The 17,828-nt window shown below is 66.7% G+C and carries 15 protein-coding genes; 3 read left to right on the top strand and 12 right to left on the bottom strand.

Annotated features, from left to right (window positions below; translation table 11 throughout):
- Position 1 precedes the first annotated feature (1 nt).
- Together F9288_RS16680 and F9288_RS16685 are read left to right on the top strand one after the other, a co-directional pair.
- The gene (locus tag F9288_RS16680; protein WP_174837823.1) at positions 2-1,405 is read left to right on the top strand and encodes an FAD-binding oxidoreductase; all 1,404 of its coding nucleotides are present in this window, start codon (positions 2-4) and stop codon (positions 1,403-1,405) included.
- Positions 1,398-2,816, top strand: a complete 1,419-nt coding sequence (locus F9288_RS16685) for an FGGY family carbohydrate kinase (RefSeq protein ID WP_174837824.1) — start codon at positions 1,398-1,400, stop codon at positions 2,814-2,816. The genes F9288_RS16680 and F9288_RS16685 overlap by 8 nt, the downstream gene beginning before the upstream one ends.
- Positions 2,817-2,821: 5 nt before the next feature.
- On the opposite strand, the gene F9288_RS16690 is transcribed toward F9288_RS16685, so the two are convergent.
- On the bottom strand, positions 2,822-3,658 hold the full coding sequence (locus F9288_RS16690) for a sugar phosphate isomerase/epimerase (RefSeq protein ID WP_174837825.1): 837 nt from the start codon (positions 3,656-3,658) through the stop codon (positions 2,822-2,824).
- Positions 3,659-3,781: 123 nt separating this feature from the next.
- On the opposite strand from F9288_RS16690, the gene F9288_RS16695 reads away from it, so the two are divergent.
- Positions 3,782-4,948 (top strand): iron-containing alcohol dehydrogenase, encoded by a 1,167-nt coding sequence (locus F9288_RS16695; protein WP_217482539.1) that lies wholly within the window; start codon positions 3,782-3,784, stop codon positions 4,946-4,948.
- 22 nt (positions 4,949-4,970) lie between these two features.
- Here F9288_RS16695 and F9288_RS16700 read toward each other — a convergent pair whose 3' ends face one another.
- The 11 genes from F9288_RS16700 to F9288_RS16750 form a co-directional block, all read right to left on the bottom strand.
- Positions 4,971-6,044, bottom strand: a complete 1,074-nt coding sequence (locus F9288_RS16700) for an LLM class flavin-dependent oxidoreductase (RefSeq protein ID WP_174837826.1) — start codon at positions 6,042-6,044, stop codon at positions 4,971-4,973.
- Positions 6,041-6,943 carry an aldo/keto reductase family oxidoreductase gene (locus tag F9288_RS16705; RefSeq protein ID WP_174837827.1) on the bottom strand — a complete coding sequence of 301 codons (903 nt, stop codon included), beginning with the start codon at positions 6,941-6,943 and terminating at the stop codon, positions 6,041-6,043. Before F9288_RS16705 ends, F9288_RS16700 begins: the two co-directional genes overlap by 4 nt.
- 59 nt (positions 6,944-7,002) lie before the next feature.
- The gene (locus F9288_RS16710) at positions 7,003-8,247 is read right to left on the bottom strand and encodes an MFS transporter (protein ID WP_174837828.1); all 1,245 of its coding nucleotides are present in this window, start codon (positions 8,245-8,247) and stop codon (positions 7,003-7,005) included.
- A 99-nt stretch (positions 8,248-8,346) separates the two neighbouring features.
- Positions 8,347-9,348 (bottom strand): LacI family DNA-binding transcriptional regulator, encoded by a 1,002-nt coding sequence (locus tag F9288_RS16715; RefSeq protein ID WP_174837829.1) that lies wholly within the window; start codon positions 9,346-9,348, stop codon positions 8,347-8,349.
- 235 nt (positions 9,349-9,583) lie between these two features.
- Entirely contained in the window at positions 9,584-10,342 is a 759-nt protein-coding gene (locus F9288_RS16720) for an SDR family NAD(P)-dependent oxidoreductase (protein ID WP_174837830.1), read from the bottom strand.
- A gap of 97 nt (positions 10,343-10,439) precedes the next feature.
- Positions 10,440-10,793: a DUF4286 family protein gene (locus F9288_RS16725; protein WP_174837831.1), complete on the bottom strand. Its 354-nt coding sequence runs from the start codon at positions 10,791-10,793 to the stop codon at positions 10,440-10,442.
- 11 nt (positions 10,794-10,804) lie between these two features.
- Positions 10,805-11,773, bottom strand: coding sequence for a LysR family transcriptional regulator (locus F9288_RS16730; protein ID WP_217482540.1), 969 nt, complete (start codon positions 11,771-11,773; stop codon positions 10,805-10,807).
- A 106-nt stretch (positions 11,774-11,879) separates the two neighbouring features.
- Positions 11,880-14,333 carry a TonB-dependent receptor gene (locus F9288_RS16735; protein WP_174837833.1) on the bottom strand — a complete coding sequence of 818 codons (2,454 nt, stop codon included), beginning with the start codon at positions 14,331-14,333 and terminating at the stop codon, positions 11,880-11,882.
- 137 nt (positions 14,334-14,470) lie between these two features.
- A complete protein-coding gene (locus F9288_RS16740) occupies positions 14,471-15,553 on the bottom strand; it encodes a nitronate monooxygenase family protein (RefSeq protein ID WP_174837834.1) in 1,083 nt (360 codons plus the stop codon).
- Between the two features lie 244 nt (positions 15,554-15,797).
- Positions 15,798-16,283, bottom strand: a complete 486-nt coding sequence (locus F9288_RS16745; RefSeq protein ID WP_174837835.1) for a cupin domain-containing protein — start codon at positions 16,281-16,283, stop codon at positions 15,798-15,800.
- Between the two features lie 14 nt (positions 16,284-16,297).
- Complete coding sequence (locus tag F9288_RS16750; RefSeq protein WP_174837836.1) at positions 16,298-17,785, bottom strand: aldehyde dehydrogenase; 1,488 nt, start codon at positions 17,783-17,785, stop codon at positions 16,298-16,300.
- Positions 17,786-17,828 lie beyond the last annotated feature (43 nt).

Here is a 17,828-nt window from a genome sequence, read left to right on the forward strand (position 1 = left end):
CATGAATGCGATAGCCGAAGCCCTGGCGAACGCCGTCGGCGCCGATCGCGTCGCAAGCGACGCGGATGCGCTGAACGCGCGCCGCTACGACCAATGGGCGGTCAAGCACCTGCGCGACTGGCGGGGCGAGGCCGTGCCAGCCCCCGGCTGCGTCGTGCGGCCGCGATCGGTGGAGGACGTGCAGAAGATCGTCCGCATCGCCGCCGAGCGCCGCGTGCCGCTCATCCCTTATGGCCTCGGCAGCGGGGTCTGCGGCGGGATCGAGCCGACGCCCGACGCGATCCTGCTCGACATGGGCGCGATGAATCGCGTGCGCTATATCGACAGCGACGATCTGCTCGCCAGCTTCGACGCGGGGCTGAACGGCATGGAAGCGGAGGAAGCCGTCGCCGCGCACGGGCTGACGATCGGCCACTGGCCGCAATCGATCGCGATCAGCAGCGTCGGCGGCTGGGTGTCGACGCGCGCGTCGGGCCAGTTCTCCACCGCTTACGGCAATATCGAGGATATCGTCCATTCGATCGAGGCGGTGCTGCCGAACGGCGAGATCGTCACGCTGGGCAAGGCGGCGCGCGCCGCCGCCGGGCCGGACCTGCGCCACCTGCTGATGGGAGCGGAGGGCACGATGGGCGTCATCACCGGCGTCACCTTCTCGTTGCGCGCCAGGGCGCAGCATCGCGATTACAGCATCTTCTACGCCAACGACATGCGCGCCGGTTTCGAGGCGCAGCGGCGGATCGTCCGCGCCGACTGGCGCCCGCCGGTGATGCGGCAATATGACGGCCGCGAGGTGCGGCGGCTGTTCCGCGATCACGAACGGGGCGGCAAGGCGATGCTGCTGTTGGTCCATGAAGGGCCGAAGGCGCGGGTCGAGGCCGAACTGGCGGCGATGCGCGAAATTTGCGCCGACGCGGGACTGGAGGCGGCCGATCCCGCCGCCGCGAGGCAATGGATCGAACGGCGCAACCATGTGCCGGGCTGGCGCGACATGTTCGAGCGCGGCTATATCGCCGACACGGTCGAGATTTCGGGGCGCTGGAGCGAGATCGGCGCGATCTATGACGACAGCATCGCCGCGCTGAACGCGATTCCCGGCGTCATCAACGCGTCGGCGCATAGCAGCCATGTCTATCGATCGGGGATCAACCTCTATTTCAGCTTCGCCGCCACCTTCGAGGACAGCGCGAAGATGGAGCCGGCCTATTTCGCCGGCTGGCGGGCGATCATGGAGGCGACCGCGAAACACGGTGGCGGCGTCGCGCATCACCATGGCGCTGGGCGGCTGAGGAAGCCGTATCTCCACCACGATCTCGGCGAAAATGGCGTCGCCTTGCTGCGGCGGATCAAGCAATGTCTCGATCCGGAGGACATCATGAATCCGGGCAATCTCATTCCCGATGCCTGAGTTGCTGCTCGCGCTCGACGCGGGCACGACGGGCGCCCGCGCGATGCTGGTCGATCCGGCGGGCAAGGTGCTTGGCATGGACAAGCAACCGATCGTCAGCCGCTTCCCCGCCCCCAGTCTTGTCGAGCAGGACGCGGGCGGGGTGTGGGAGATTTGCCGCGCGGTTATCCGTGGAGCGCTGGCGGTGGCCGGGCGAGGCATCACCGATGTCGCGGCGATCGGGGTGACGACGCAGCGCGCCAGCGTCGTCCTGTGGGATCGCGCGACTGGCGAGCCGGTCGCGCCGATGCTGGTGTGGAGCGATCTGCGTGGGATGGACGAATTTCGGGCACTGCGCGCGGCGGGGTTCACCGCCTGGCCGCAAGTGCCTTCGGCCAAGCTGCCGGCGGCGATCGCGCTCTCCGGGCGCGATCCGGGGGACTTGCAATGGGGCACACTCGATAGCTGGCTGACATACAAGCTGAGCGGCGCGCACGTCACGGACGCTTCGGCTGGGTGGCTGACGGGCTATTACGATCAGGCGCGCGGTGCCGGATGGGATGAGGCGCTGCTGGCGCATCAGCGCCTGCCCGCAAGCCTTTTCCCGGCGCAGGTCGAAAGCTGGGGCGCGATCGCGGAAAGCGATCCGGCGGTGCTCGGCGCGCGCGTACCGATCACCGCGCTGATCGCCGATCAGGAGGCGGCGATGGTCGCGCACGGCGCGCTGGGGCCGGGCGACTGGAAAGCGACCTACGGCACCTCCGGCGTGCTGATGGCGGGGACCGGCGATACACCGCGACGGATTCACAAAACCATGCCCCCCGAGGCGCTGGCCCGCGTCGGCGGGAGGCTGCGCTTCTGCATCGAGGGCATGGTGATAACGACAGGTTCGCTGGTGGACTGGCTGTGCAACGGGCTGGGATTGTTTGCCTCGCCTGGCGAGATGGAAGCGGCGGCGGCTTCCGCGAGCGACGCGGCGAACGTCATGGTGCGCCCCTCGTTGGCGGGAATGGGCGCGCCGCACGGGAATTTCGAGGCGCGGGGATTGATCGCGGGGCTGGGTCTCGCCGACGGGCCGGGGCAGATCGCGCGCGCGGCCTTGCAGGGCATCGCTTTCCGCTTTCGCGAGATCGCCGACGTGGTCGCCGCCGCGCTGCCCGTGCCGGAGGCGCTGCCGGTCGCGGGCGGGCTGTCGGCGAGCGACACGCTGATGCAGCTTCAGGCCGATGCGCTCCAGCGGCCGGTGCGCCGCCATGCCGTGCGCGAGGCCAGCGCCTATGGCGCGGCGCTGGCGGCGGGCATGGGCGCGGGATTGTTCGGCGAAGGGGATTTACGGCGACTGGCGCGCTACGATGCCGAATTCCGGCCGAGGATCGGACGCGATCAGGCCGATGCGATGTTCGCGAAGTGGCAGGCGGCGGTCGCCCCCTGACGCGGTCAGCCGCCGACGACTTCGGCCCACAAGCCGCGCACGATGTCGCGCATCCGCCGCGCCTCGTCCCAGCGGTTCGTCAGCTCGCCGCCGTCCGGCGCGGTGATCGCATAGGGCGGTGGCCCCAGTTCGCACATGAAAGTCAGTGCATCGCCGTCGCCCGCCTGTTCGAGCCACAATTCGAACCCGCGCCGCCACCAGGCGACATGCTGGTCGAGCCAGCCCCTGTGCTGCGGCGCATCCAGCGCGACCTGCACCTGATGCGCGGTCGAGACGCGGCCATGGAAGTTGCGCGCGCGCCGCAAGATCGTCTCGATCGCGGCAAGCTGATCGTCGCGGAGCGGCAAGTCCATCTCGCCCGCGACAGGATAATGCGAAAGATCCGCGGTGAGCGGCAGGTCCGGGCGCTCCTCGATCAGCCGCAGCGTGAAAAGCAGGTCGTTGGTGAGCCGTCCGCGATGGGTTTCGAACCAGACCGGAAGCGGCGCATCCTCTGCCGCCGCGACGAGGCTGTCGACGAGATCGAGCGCGGCGGCGAAATCGGCGGTCGGCCCGGCGATCTGGACGTTGAGATGATGTGTGCCGAGCCGGCTTGCCTCGCCGATCCAATGACGAAGCTGGTCGGCGTCGTGGACGAGCACCTGCCCTTCCCATGCGAGGCCGGGCGGGTTCATCGCGCGCGCGACGCCCGCCGTCCGCGCGACGCGCGCGAGATTGACCCCGACGCCGTCGAACCCCGCCGCGACGACCTCGCCAAGCGCTTCGTCGAGGCGATTTTCGATGTCGAAGCCGGGGCATCGATCAAGCCCCCAAACCGATTGTAGAACAAGCAATTGCGCCATGGCACCCCGCTTTAAGACAGCGTTATCATATGAGGCGGCGCGGCTCAATCAAGCGCGATCCGGCGTTGCCGCGTTCACGCCGTACCGGATAGTGTGTGGCCCGACCGGAGAGGAGATGATCCGTTGACTATCGCCAGCATCGCCCTGCCCCGTATCCTCCGCATCGGCGGCGGCGCGTCGAAGCAATTGCCCGACGTGCTCAACACGCTCGGCCTGTCGCGGCCGCTGATCGTCACCGACGCCTTCCTGCGCGATAGCGGGCGCGTGGCGGAGCTGACGGACGGGCTTGCGAAAGCGGGGATCGAGGCGCGCGTCTTTCCCGACACGGTGCCAGACCCGACAGCGGCATCGATCGATGCCGGCGTGGCCTTCCTGCATGAAGGCGAGCATGATTGCGTCGTCGGCTTCGGCGGGGGCAGCCCGCTCGACAGCGCGAAGGCGATCGCCTTGCTCGGAAAGCACGGCGGCGCGATGCGCGACTATAAGGCGCCGCATGTGCAGGACGCGCCGGGCCTGCCGGTCATCGCCATCCCGACGACCGCCGGCACCGGATCGGAAGCGACGCGCTTCACGATCATCACCGACGAGGCGACCGACGAAAAGATGCTCTGCCCCGGCCTCGCCTACCTCCCGGTCGCGGCGCTCGTCGATTATGAGCTGACCTTCACCAAGCCCCGGCGGCTGACCGCCGACACCGGGATCGATTCGCTGACCCATGCGATCGAAGCCTATGTGTCGAAGCGCGCCAACCCGTTCAGCGACGGAATGGCCCTGCTCGCGATGCGCGCGATCGCGCCCAACCTGCGCCGGGTCTGCGCAGACCCCGGCGACGCGGCGGCGCGCGAGGCGATGATGCTCGGCGCGATGCAGGCGGGAATCGCCTTTTCGAACAGTTCGGTCGCGCTCGTCCACGGGATGAGCCGGCCGATCGGCGCGCATTTCCACGTTCCGCACGGGCTGTCGAACGCCATGCTGCTGCCCGCCGTCACCGCCTGGTCGGCGCCCGCCGCGCTCCATCGCTACGCCGATTGCGCGCGGGCGATGGAAGTCGCCGACGCGGCCGAAAGCGACCAAACGGCGGTCGCGCGGCTGCTCGATGAGCTGACGGCGCTCAACCGTGACCTGAAAGTGCCGGGGCCGGCGGCATGGGGCATCGAGGGTGCGCGCTGGGATGCGCTCGTCCCGACCATGTGCGCGCAGGCGGCAGCCTCAGGCTCCCCCGCCAACAACCCGCGCGTGCCCGATGCGGAGGAGATGGCGATGCTCTACGCGCGGGTGTGGGCGGGGTAAGCCCCCGCTCCTTCCTTCGGGATCAAGGCGCCAGCGGCCCATGGTTCATGCGCGGCAGGACGTGCCGGGCGAACAGATCGGCCTCGGCGGCATGCGGATAGCCGGAGAGGATGAAGGCATCGATGCCCATCGCGCGATAGCGATCGAGCTTGGCGAGCACCTGATCCGGATCGCCGACGATCGCCGCGCCGCAACCCGAGCGGGCACGGCCGACGCCGGTCCAGAGATTGTCCTCGACATAGCCGTCGTCCGAAGCCGCCTCGCGCAGGGCGACCTGCGCGTTGACGCCGAATGACTGCGAATCGAGCGACTTGGCCTTGATCGCCGCGCCCTTTTCGGTGTCGAGCCGCGACAGCAGCCTGTCGGCGGCGGCGCGCGCATCGGCCTCGGTCTCGCGCACGACGACATGCGCGCGATAGCCGAACCTGAGCGTGCGTCCGTAACTCGCGGCGCGCGCGGTCATGTCGGCGATGATCTCCTTCACCGCCTCCTCGCGATCCGGCCACATCAGGAAAACGTCGCAGCCGCGCGCGGCGGCGTCGCGCGCCGCGGGGGAGAGGCCCCCGAAATAGAGCGGCGGCGCCTTGCCGGAGACCATGCCGATGCGTGGCGGATCGAGCTTCAGCTTCCAGAATTCGCCGTCATGGTCGAGCGGCTCGCCGTTGAGCAGGACCTTGAGGATATGCATCGCCTCGACCGTGCGGCGGTAGCGCGATTCGGAGTCCAGCATCTCGCCCGGCATGTCCGACGAGATGATGTTGACCGTCAGCCGCCCGCCGAGGATGCGGTCGATCGTCGCGATCTGGCGCGCGAGCTGTGGTGGCCAGCTTTCGCCGATGCGCACCGCCATCAGCAGCCGGATGCGCTTCACCAACGTCGCGACCGCCGCCGCGAAGGCGGTGGTGTCGATGCCGAGCGCATAGCCGGAGGGCAGCAGGATATTGTCGAACCCGAGCGTGTCCGCCTGCATCACGATATCGCGGCAATGCTCCCAGCTCGATTTGAGCAACGGATCATGGACGCCGAGGAATTCGTAATCGTCGTCGCACAACGCCGAAAACCAGCTTACTTCGCACGGAGTCGTCGCGGCATTCATGGCAGTTTCTCCCCCATCGACGTTTGCAGGACGGCATACCATTCGGCGCGCGTCCATCGCGGCGCGAACGCCTGCGGAATCTCGCGGATGCGCGTGACATTCTGCGTGCCGACGATCGGAATCGGGCGCGCCGGATGCGCCATCACCCAGCTATAGGTGGCGGCGGCGCGCGAGACGTCATATTCGCCAGCCTTCGCATCCAGCAGCGAAGCCACGGCGCGCGTGCGCTCATCGGCCGGATCGCCGAGCCGACCGCCGCCCAATGGCGACCAGGCAAGGAACCCCATCCCGCATTCCATGGATTGATCGAGGATGCCGTCGAACAGCGGATCGAGGTGGAGCGGCGAAAATTCGCTCTGGTGGCTGACCAATGGCACGGGAAGAAACCTGGCGAGCGCCGCCGTCTGCGACGGCGTGAAATTCGACACGCCGATCGCGCCGATCTTGCCGGCGCGATGCGCATCCTCAAGCGCGCGCGCGATTTCCTGCGGATGGGTGAGCAGGTCGGGGCGGTGTATCTGCCACAATTCGACATGTTCGGTGCGCAGGCGCCTGAGCGAAATATCGATCGCGGAGGCGAGATAGGCGGCGCTGCTGTCATAGGGAACGCCGAGAATGATCCCGCCCTTGGTCGCGAGCACCATCCTCTCGCGCAATTGGGGGGCCTCCGCGAAGACTTCGCCGAGCAGCGCTTCGGCCGAGCCGAAGCCGCCGGGTGTGTCGCAGCCGTAGATGTCGGCGGTGTCGAACAACGTCACCCCCGCCTCGAAGGCGGCATCGACACGCGCGCGCGCCGTCGCCACGTCGGCGCCAGCGAAGCGCCACATCCCCCAGGCGATCGGCGAGACCTCATGCCCGGCGAGGGACAGGCTGGCGGGAGCGGGAAGGTTTTCTGACATCGCTGTCATATACTCCATGGGATCGAGACTGGGAAGCGGCTTTTCACGGGAGTGGCCGGTCAGTGAGCGAAAACAGGGACGTCGCCGCCGCGATCCTCATCGATCGCGACGATGCGCGGCAGGATGAGATGGATCACCGTCAGCGCGACGAGATAGGTCACGGCGCAGATGAGCATCATCGGCATATAGCCGTGTCCGCTATCCAGCGACCAACCCGCGAACTCGATCATCGCCATGCCGGAAAGGTTGCCGGCGAAGGCGCCGATGCCGATCGCCGAACCGACGATGCGCGCCGGAAACACATCGGTCGTCAGTCCGAACAGATTGGTCGAGAAGCCCTGATGCGCGAACAGCGCGAGGCCGAGGATCAGCGCCGCCAGCCAGGCGCTGCTCACCCCGATCAGCAGAGGCACGGGCAGGATGAACAGCGCATAGACGAGCATCGTCGTCTTGCGCGCGGCGTTGACGCTCCAGCCGCGCGCCATCAAGCCGGCCGGCAGGAAGCCGCTGGTGACGCCGCCGATCGCCGCCATGAGATAGACGAACGCCACCGGCAACCCGAGCGTGCCCTGCGTCAACCCGAAGACGCGATGGAACAGATCGGGCATGAAGAAGAGCAGGAACCACCATACATGATCGGTCAGCGCCTTGCCGGCGATCACCGCCCATTGCCGACGATCCGACAGCAGGCTGCTCCACGGAATCCTCGTTTCGGGCGTATCGGCCGCACCCGGCTGCTCCGGGATCCGCACCGCGAACCAGACGACTACCCAGACCAGCCCCAGCCCGCCCGCGATCAGAAAGGTCGCCTGCCAACCCCACATCAACGCCATCAGCGGGATCAGCAGCGGCGTCAGGATCGCGCCGATATTCGGGGCGATCCCGCCAAGGCCGAGGACGATCGAACGCTCCCTGGTGTCGAAATAGGTCGCGGCGGTCTTCAGCGCGGCGGGAGTGCCGATCGATTCCGCCGCGCCGAGCACCGCGCGCGAGGTGACGAAGCCCGCGACGGTCGTGACGAAGGCATGCGCCATGCCCGCAAGGCTCCATACCCCCACCCCGATCGCGAAACCGACGCGCAGGCCGACCTTGTCGATGAACCAGCCGGTGCCGAGAAAGGCGAGCGCCGCCGCGAACTGGAAGGCAGAGGCCATGTGGCTGTAATCGCGGTCGCTCCAGCCGAACGCGGTTTGCAGGGTCGGCTTCAGCAACGCGAGAATCTGGCGATCGACATAGTTGAGGACGATGGCGACGAACACCAGCCCCACCAGCAGCCAGCGTCGCTTGTCGGCGATATGAGCCACCCCGCTCTCCTCGAATCCCTATGTCTTGCCCGATGAGATAACGCTGTCATATCCGATTGGACAGCGATTTTCTTTTCGTTGCCATCGGAAGTGGCCGGATCAGCGCAGGGGCGCCGTCGAGCCGCGCACGATCAGTTCGTGCGGAAGCTGGCGCCGCTCGATCCGCTCATCGAATGCCAGCAGCAGGTCGGCGGCGGCATAGCCAAGATCGCGGATCGGCTGACGGATCGTCGTGAGCGCCGGCCACACGACCTGCGCGAGATCGGTGTCGTCGAACCCGGCAACCGACAATTGCTCCGGCACCGCAATCCCCATGCGATGCGCGGCGGCGAGCACGCCCGCCGCCATCTCGTCGCTGCTCGCGAAGATCGCGGTCGGCGGCTCTTCGAGCGCCAGCAGCGCCTCCGCCGCCGCCGCGCCGGACTGGAAATCGAAATGGCCGGGGAAGACGAGCGCGGCGTCGAAACCGATGCCCGCGCGCTGCAATGCCTGTCGATAGCCGGTCAGGCGCTGGCCGCTGGCGAAATAATTGGCATGGCCGGTGACGAGCGCGATGCGGCGATGGCCGAGCGAGATCAGATAGGCGGTCATGTCGTCGGCCGCCTGCACATTGTCGATATACACCGCCGACGTCGCCGTCAGATCGGTCCCCGGCTGGACGCGCACGACCGGGATCTTGCGCCGGAACAGCTCGGCCAGAGCGGTGCCGACATCGGTCACCGGCGGGGTCATGATGATGCCGTCGAGTTGCGCCTGGTCGATCAGCGCCCCGATATCGTCGACGAGACCGGGCGAATTGATGTCGCACGGCTGAATGATCATGCGGAAACTGGCCTCGCGGCAGCGCTGCCCCACACCGGCCTGCATGTTGAAGATATAATATGGGCTGGGGTTGTCGTGGATCAGCCCGATCTGGAACGATCGCCGCCCCGCCAGCGTGCGCGCGGCGAGGCTGGGGTGATAGTTGAGCCGCGCCACCGCTTCCTCGACGCGGCGCCGCATGTCGTCGCTGACATACCGCTCCTTGTTGAGCACGCGCGACACCGTCTTGATCGACACCCCCGCCACGCGCGAGACATCCTTGATCGTCGATCGGGTCATGCGCGGTTATGCTCCGTGATGCGAACCTCGAACAGCCGTCCATCGTTGCGGCGCGGCCGACGTATAGATTGCATGACGGGTGTGTCGAGCCGCCATTCCCGCTATCGCGGCGATGGCGCTCCCGGACCGGCGACGCGCGCGCGATCGCCGGGCGGCGGCGCGCCTCACAACCACCCGGCGATCCGATCCGCGCGCGTTCCGCCGGCGCTGACGCTGGACCGACATCATCGCCCGCTCAGATCGTCGTGAATCCTCCGTCGACGACGAATTCCGCGCCCGTCACGTAAGAGGCTTCGTCGCTGGCGAGGAACAGGACGACGTTCGCCACCTCCTCCGGCCGGCCGACGCGGCCCAGCGGGACCTTGGCGAGGATATGCGGCAGCACCGCCTCATCCGACACCAGATAGTCGCTTTGCGGCGTATGGATGATGCCGGGATGCACCGAGTTGACGCGGATGTTGCGGCTCGCGAAATCCGCCGCCGCCGCCTTGGTCAGCAGCCGGTTCGCCCCTTTCGACGGCGAATAGGCCGGGTGCAGGTTGGGGAAGGCGATCAGCCCGGCGATCGATGACATGTTGACGATCGCGCCACCGCCCGCGCGCTCCATATGCGGCGTCACCGCCTTGATGCCGAGGAACTGGCTGTTGAGATTGAGGTTGACGATCGCATTGAAACTTTCGAGCGTCGCCTGTTCCCAGGTGTCGGGCTCGCCGGGCAGGCCGGCGTTGTTCACCAGGATATCGATCCGCCCATGATCGCGGACCACCGCCTCGACGACGCCGGCCCATTGCGCCGCATCGGTGACATCGAGCGTCGCGGACGTCACCGGCCGCCCCTCGGCCTTCAAGGCGCCGGCCAGCGCCGCCACCGCTTCGCCGCGAATGTCGGTGGCGATCACCGTCGCGCCTTCGTGGGCGAAGCGGCGCGCGGCCGCCGCGCCCATGCCGCTCGCCGCGCCGGTGATGATCGCCACTTTTCCCTGAAGCCTGCCCATCCTGCCTTCTCCTTCATGCGCCCTTCTGGCTAGCGGGGGCGTCAGGAGAGGAATGCCCCCATCAATGGGGGCACGATTCCGAGAGATTTCCGGCGTTTCAGCCGCACTTGTCCGCCACCGCCTCACGCCGGTCGGTCAATTCCTCGAAGAAGCAGACGAAACGATCCTCCGCCAGCGCATCGCTGATCGGCATCGCCGCCGTGCCGGCCGTCGCCTTGAGCGCGGCAACCAGCCCTTCCAGATCGTCGGTCTCGCAATCATAGATCGCGAGATATTCCCACGGGAAAGGCCCGTCGCCACGCTGCGCCTCGGTCCGCGCGAAGCGCTGCCCGCCGACGACGCCGGGGAGTTTCAGGACGTCCGGGATATGGACGTCGGTGTACCAGCGGTTGAACTCCTCGCCCCGCCCCTCGACGGCATTGGTCATCACCATCAGCTTGCAGCGCCGCATCGCCCGCCGCCTTACTCGCCGACGGCGAGCGCGTGCTGATCGCGCCCGTCCTCGGTATATGCGGCCCGCCCGGTGAGCTGCCGCATCAGCAACTCGGCGGCGGAGGACAATGGCTTGCCGGCCGGCGTCGCAATCTCGAACTGGCGCACAGCCCATGGCTCGGCGATCGCCACTGTCGCGATCCGCTCGAAATCCTCGATCGAAAGCATGCACTCGGGCTGGATCGTCACGCCGAGGCCGAACTCGACCAGGCTGCGCGCCGCCTCGACGCTGCTGACGTTATAGGCCGGCTCCAGCTCCCGCCCCAATGCGCGGGTCGCCTCGCGCAGCCGCTGCATCAGCGACGTATCGGGATGGATTCCGATCAGCTTCTCCTCCAGCAGATCGTCCAGCGTGACGCTGCTCTTCTCGGAAAAGGCATGGCCGATCGGATAGACCGCGACCAACTTGTCCGATCGATAGGGAATGGTGGTCAGCCCGCTACGATCGACATCATGCAGCGAGATGAATACCGCGATGTCGACCTCCCCGTTGCGCACCGCGCGCAGGTTCGCGGGATTGAAGCCCTCCTGGATATCGACGTCGATGAACGGGAAGTTGCGCTTGAACTCGCCGAGTTCGCGCGCGATGTGCTGGATGATGATCGCCGGCGTCGCGCCCACGCGCACATGGCCGCGCTCGCCGGTGGAGAATTCGCTCAACTCGCGCCGCGCATCCTCCAGGCTGCTGAACATCTGCTTCAGGCGATGCGCCAGCACCTGCCCGGCGTGGCTGGGCACCACGCCCTTCGGATTGCGTTCGAGCAACTTGATGCCGACGGTTTCCTCAAGATCGTGAATGCGCTTGGTCGCGGCGGAGGCGGCGATGTTCTCCAGCGCGGCAGCGCGCCCGATCTGGCGTTCTTCAATGGCCGCGAGGAACAGACGCAGGGTAAGCAAATCCACCTTGCGGATGAGCATGTGGACGCTCACTCCGTTCACGTCGCCGCCTCTCCTTTTGTAATGTTTGAAGTCGACGATCACATTACGTTCTCCCCCCATAGGGGTCAACGGCTCCGCCGGGCCACGCCCGGCGGAAACCGCACGGTCAGAAGGATATTGCGAAGGTCACGCCATAGGTCGCGGGCATGCCGGCGAAGCGCGTGACGGTGTCGTAACCGGAAACAACATTGGTCCAGTAATAACTGTTGAAGATGTTCTTGCCCCAGACGAACGCGCGCCAGCGGTTGTCGGCGCTTTTTATGCCGATCTGCCCATCGACCAGCGCATAGCTGCCGATGCCATAGACATCGGTCACGCCGGGCGCCTTCGCCGTGACGGCCGCCGGGGTGGTGTCGCCGCCGACCACCGAGATCGTATCCGAACGATAGGTGATCGACGCCCCGACGAAGCCGGCCAGGGAATTGCCCAACGGCTGCTCGAAATCCGTCGACACCGCGATCTGGTGCTTGGGCGTGAACGGTATCCGCGTGCCGGCGAAGTTCACGTTGGGCGTGCCGCCCGCATCGACGCCGACGTAGCGATCGATCCTGGAGTCCAGATACGTATAGGCGGCATTGACGCTGAAGTGCCGCGTGGGGTGGATGGACGCCTCCAGCTCGAAACCCGTAATGTGCGACTTGGGAATGTTCTGGATCACGTCGAGCTGGCCGAACACCGGATCGAGGAACTTGGTCCGCAACTGCTTGTCTGAATAATCGTAATAGAATCCGGCGCCGTTGAGTTGCAGCGTGCGATTGAGCAGCGTCGCCTTGAACCCGCCTTCATAGGAAAGCACCGATTCCTGACGCACCGGGTCGTACTGGCCGAACACCGTGCCGTTGACGGTCGGGAAGCTGCCCGCCTTGTAGCCTTTCGACACGTTGGCATAGAGCAGGATGCCGGGCCGGGGCTTGAAGTCGATGCCCGCGCGCCACGAGACGTTGTCCTCATGCAACGTGTTGTTCACCCGGCCCGGCGCGTACAGCGGAAGCGACGGATCGACGGCTGTCGGCGGCTGGGTGGTGCTGACGTTCATCGTGACGCAGGTGCCCGGCTGGTAAGGGCCGGTGAGGTTCGGATTGCCGCTCAGCAGGTTGGAGAAGAAATGGAGCAGGTTGCCCGCATAATAGGGCGCTTCCGTATCCGTTTCGCAGAACGAATATTTGTCCTTCGAATTGGTGTAGCGGACGCCCCCCTTCAGGGTCAGGTTGGGCAGGATGTCATATTCGAGGTTCCCGAACGCGGCATAGTTGGTCAGCGTCTGGTCGCTGGTGCCCACGGTGGTCTCGAACGGCTCGCCGAAGACCGTGCCGAAATACAGGTTCGCCGAGGTGTAGCTATATTGGTTGCCCAGCGCCTGATGAACGATGCTGCGCTCGTAATTGCCCCCGATCACATAGCGTAACGCGCTCGACCCGCCATTCGACAGGCGTAGTTCCTGCGTGAAAGATTTGATCGATCCGTCGTCGAGCGGGATTTCGAAGACGTTGAGCGCGGAGGCGTCGAAGTCCGTCCCGGCATGTTCGCGATAGCGGACGTAATTGCTCAGCGAGGTGAGCGTGCCGATCCCACCGATATCGAACTCGGCGCGAAGGGCGGCCTGGTACATGTAATTGTCCCGGAACGGCACCTTATGGTTGGGATAATACCAGGAACTCTGCGACCAGTCGCTCGCGCGCGGATTCAGCGGCGTGAACGGCGCATTCTCGACCGCGGGGGGCACCCAGCCGATCTGTTGCGGCTGGAGCGCGATATATTGCGCGCCCTGCGTCTCGCCATTGTCCTTCCAGCCGTTGAGGTTGAGCGTGAACCGCGCCGAACTGGAAGGCTCATACGATAGGATCAGGCGCCCCTCGTAATTCTCCGCCTTGCCGTTGCGGTCACCGGGGCGGCTGGTGCTGTATTGCCAGCCGTCGGCGCGCTCGAAACGGCCCGCCAGCCGGGCGCTCAACGTGTCGGTCAACGGGCCGCTGACATAGCCCTCGCCGATCACCTGGTTGAAGCGGCCGTAGCTGAGGCTTGCGCCGGCCTTGAGCGTGTCGGTCGGCTTGGCCGCGATATAGTTGATCGCGCCGCCCGTCGCATTCTCGCCGAACAGGGTGCCCTGCGGCCCCTTGAGCACCTCGATCCGCTCGAGATCGAACGCCGAATGCTGTGTCAGCGCCGGAAAGGCCAGCGGCTGCTCGTCGATATAGACGCTGACCGACGGATAGGCCGCCAGCGAGGTCTCGTAGAAGCCGACGCCGCGCAACGTATAGACCGGCGCGCCGGTGATGCCCTGAGTGAACGACAGGCCCGGCACGCTTTGCGCGACGTCCTGAAGGCTGCTGATCTGCTTCTGTTGCAGGTCCTGCGCGCCGAGCACCGCCACCGACAGGCCGACATCGTTGAGCTTCTGCTCGCGCTTGTTGGCGGTGACGACGATATCGCCGATCGTGCCCTGTTGCACGGCGGGCGCATCGTTCGCCGCGGCCACTCCGGTCTGGGCAAGCGCCATCGAATGCCAACCGATCGCAAGCGCGCTGACGGCGGCATATGCCCCAATCCTGATACCAGACATCTTCCTCTCCTCAGGGATATGTTATGATTTCCATGCGGATGCCTGAGGCGACCAGTTCCGACCCGCCCCAGCCATCGATTGCCCGCCCCTTTGCGGTTTCGTGGAGGAACGGACCCCCGCCGCTCCCCGTGATTGCTTCACCCGAAGCTGACGCGCTCCGCCTGCGATTTGAGCGTCGTGACCGTCTCGTCGATCAGCCGGCGCAGCACGTCCGCCGCGGGCGGCAGGTCGCGGATCAGGCCCGAACCCTGCCCGGCCGGCAGCGGCTGGAGATCCTTGAGGTCCGCCTCCGCCGCCGCGAAGCGCGCCGGCGCGATGACGATGCGCTGCAACGGATAGGGCAGCATCTCGTTCTCCCTGCCCTCCCACACCTCGGTGAAGCGGTTCTGGAGCTGGCGGACGTAAAGCCCGTCAAACAGCAGCGAGCGGATCGTGGTGTCGTTCTTCGCCTCGACCAATGACTGCTTGTAGTTCGGGCCGACGCTCGATTCCTCGCTGCCGATGAAACGGGTGCCGACCCACACGCCCTGCGCGCCCTGCGTCAGCACCGCCGCGATCTGCGCGCCGGTGACGATGCCGCCGGCCGCGACGACGGGAACGGTCGCGAACTCCAGCACCTCCGCCAGCAGGGTGATGAGACCGACATCGCCGGTATGGCCGCCGCCCTCGGTGCCCTGCACCACCACCACGTCCGTGCCGTTGCGGATCGCCGCCGCCGCATGGGAGGCGCGGCCGACGATGCTGATCGTCTTGACGCCACGTTCATGGCAGGCGTCCACCACCCATTTCGGCGTGCCGAGCGCGCAGGCGATCACCTCGACATTGTGCCTGAAGCAGATCTCCAGCTTGGCTTTGGCGTCCTCGATGCCCATCGCCTGATCGTCGGCGGGCTTCACCTCGACGCCCTGCGCGCGGATCTCGGCCTCCAGCTCGGCGATCGGGCCGGGCAGCGACGGCAGTTCCACCTCGCCCTTGTCCTTTGGCGCGCGCAGCGGGAAACCGATATCGACGCAGATCGGCTTCTTCGTGCGGCCGCGAGCGAGGATGATCTCCTGCTCCACCCGCTCCGGCGTGGGCGAGATCGCGGCGATCGTGCCCAGCCCGCCGGCTTCGGACACCGCCGCCGCAAGCGGGCCGAAAGCAACGCCGCCCATGCCCGCCTGGAGAATCGGATATTCGATATTGAGCAGATCGCACAGCGGCGTTTTCAACTTTGGCACGGAAAATCTCCTGTAATCGCGACGACGATCACCACCGCTAAAGGTCAAGCGATCGATTTCTTCGTGGGGATGATTACGCGCGATCCGGGAGCGTCCAATTTTTCATTCGCGAACTGCCGCTTCATCGACGGCGAATTCTGCACGCCATCTTTGCGCGACGGCTGATTACAACGACTCCATCGCCGCCGACCACGTTTGCCGGCGGCGTTCATCCACGCCAGTTTCGGGTTCGGACGAGGGTCGATCAGTCCTGCGTGAACTGGGTGAAACTCTCGTCGAAATAGCTGCCGGTGCCGAGCGGCGCGGCACGCACGAGCGCGGCGAACATCGTCGCCGGCTTGCCGTCCAGCGCGCGCCAGCTATGCGGCACACCGCGATCGACGAGGATATCGCCGGTTCCCAGCTCGACCGTCCCCGCCTCCAGCGACAGTTCGATGCGGCCGCTCAATATGATGAGATAGTCGATCGTGTCGGTCGCATGCCATGCGGCGGCGGTGTCCGGTTCGACCCGGAACATCACGGCGAAGCTGGATTTCCCGAAGGTGGACACGCCGAACGGGCCGGCGGCCTCCTCCCGGCCGCGATTGTCGACCGGGAAATCCCCGGTCTGCCAGATGATCGCCGGCGACGACTGGCATCCCGGAATATCGCCGAGGCTGGTGTCGGATATGACGCAGGACTTGCCGTTCTCGTTGAGCCCGGTGACGATGCGGCGGTTTGTGAAGGTCATGCCGATCCCCCCGCTCAGCCCAGCCTGGGCTCGCCTTCGAGGATGATGGTCTTGGCTTCGAGGAACGGCATCAGCCCCTCGGTGCCGCCCTCGCGGCCGATCCCCGACTGCTTGAAGCCGCCGAACGCGATCGAGAAGTCCGTGCGGAACCAGTTGTGGCCCACCGTGCCCGCCTGAAGCTGGCGCGCGACCTGATAGGCGCGCGTCGCGTCGTTGGTGAACACCGACGAGTTCAGCCCGAACAGCGTGTCGTTGGCGATCTCGACCGCATGCTCCTCGCTATCGGCCGGGATGATGCTGACGACCGGGCCGAAAATCTCCTCGCGCGCGATCGTCATGCGGTTGTCGACGTTCGCGAAGACGGTCGGCTCGACGAAATAGCCGCGATTGAGATGCGCCGGACGGCCGCCGCCGGTCGCGACCGTCGCGCCCTCCTCGCGGCCCTTGGCGATATAGCCCTCGACGCGGTCGCGCTGCCGCGCCATCGCCAGCGGCCCCATGCCGACCGAGGCGTCGGCCGGATCGCCCACCCGGATCGCCTTGAACGCCTCCGCCATCGCCTCGGCGAAGGCGTCGTGGCGGTGCTTCGAGATCACCAGCCGGGTGAGCGAGGAGCAGACCTGCCCGCTCAGCATCGGGGCATAGGCGGCGATATGCGAGGCGGCTTCCTCCACATCGTAATCGTCGAGGATCACCGCCGCCGACTTGCCGCCCAGCTCCAGCGTGCAGCGCGCGATGCGCTCGCCGCAGATCGAGGCGATCTTCTTCCCCGCCACGCTCGATCCGGTGAAGGTGATCTTGTCGATGGCGGGATTGCGCACCAGCAGCTCGGACACCTCGCGATCGGCGGTGACGACGTTGAGCACCCCCGCCGGCAGGCCGATCGCCTTCGCGATCTCGCCGAAGACCAGCGGGCCGCCCGGTGATTCCGGCGACGCCTTGAGCACCACGGTGCAGCCCGCGATCAGCGCCGGCGCGCACTTCCACGCGGCGAGGTTCGCCGCGCCGTTCCACGGCACGATCGCGCCGACCACGCCGACCGGCTCGCGGACGAGGAAGCTCGCCACCGCGCCCGGCGAATGCAGCGCCTCGTGCCGCTCGACCCACTGGAAGGTCTCGGCCAGCCCGGCGTAATAGTCGAAGATCTCCGGCACGCCGCCCATGAACGCATCGGCGACCGGACGCGTCACGCCCACCTCGGACGTCCAGATGCTGCTGATGTCGGCAAGCCGCCGGCGCAGCTCCGCCGCGAAGGCGCGCAGATAGGTGGCGCGCTCGGCATGCGTCATGCGCGGCCACGGCCCCTTGTCGAAGGCATGCCGCGCGGCGGCAACGGCGCGGTTCATGTCGTCCGCCTGCGCTTCCGCCACCCGAAGGAACAGCTCCTCGGTCGCCGGATTGATGACGTCGATCCGGGCGTCGCTCGACGGCGCCACCCAGTCGCCGCCGATGAAGAACTGGTCGGGCCGCTCGAGAAGGTCGGTGACGGAAGCGGTGGACATGATATCTCTCCTCGGACTCGCGAAAGGCACATCGCTCGGCGGT

Source organism: Sphingomonas sp. CL5.1 (assembly GCF_013344685.1).
In the GTDB taxonomy this organism is placed as follows: Bacteria; Pseudomonadota; Alphaproteobacteria; order Sphingomonadales; family Sphingomonadaceae; genus Sphingomonas.

Excerpts from the sequence above, each read along its gene's own strand:
- F9288_RS16705 (WP_174837827.1), bottom strand. The coding sequence starts at position 6,943 with ATGTCAGAAAACCTTCCCGCTCCCGCCAGCCTGTCCCTCGCCGGGCAT.
- F9288_RS16745 (WP_174837835.1), bottom strand. The coding sequence starts at position 16,283 with ATGACCTTCACAAACCGCCGCATCGTCACCGGGCTCAACGAGAACGGC.
- F9288_RS16735 (WP_174837833.1), bottom strand. The coding sequence starts at position 14,333 with ATGTCTGGTATCAGGATTGGGGCATATGCCGCCGTCAGCGCGCTTGCG.
- F9288_RS16690 (WP_174837825.1), bottom strand. The coding sequence starts at position 3,658 with ATGGCGCAATTGCTTGTTCTACAATCGGTTTGGGGGCTTGATCGATGC.
- F9288_RS16725 (WP_174837831.1), bottom strand. The coding sequence starts at position 10,793 with ATGCGGCGCTGCAAGCTGATGGTGATGACCAATGCCGTCGAGGGGCGG.
- F9288_RS16715 (WP_174837829.1), bottom strand. The coding sequence starts at position 9,348 with ATGACCCGATCGACGATCAAGGATGTCTCGCGCGTGGCGGGGGTGTCG.
- F9288_RS16685 (WP_174837824.1), top strand. The coding sequence starts at position 1,398 with ATGCCTGAGTTGCTGCTCGCGCTCGACGCGGGCACGACGGGCGCCCGC.
- F9288_RS16750 (WP_174837836.1), bottom strand. The coding sequence starts at position 17,785 with ATGTCCACCGCTTCCGTCACCGACCTTCTCGAGCGGCCCGACCAGTTC.
- F9288_RS16720 (WP_174837830.1), bottom strand. The coding sequence starts at position 10,342 with ATGGGCAGGCTTCAGGGAAAAGTGGCGATCATCACCGGCGCGGCGAGC.
- F9288_RS16700 (WP_174837826.1), bottom strand. The coding sequence starts at position 6,044 with ATGAATGCCGCGACGACTCCGTGCGAAGTAAGCTGGTTTTCGGCGTTG.
- F9288_RS16680 (WP_174837823.1), top strand. The coding sequence starts at position 2 with ATGAATGCGATAGCCGAAGCCCTGGCGAACGCCGTCGGCGCCGATCGC.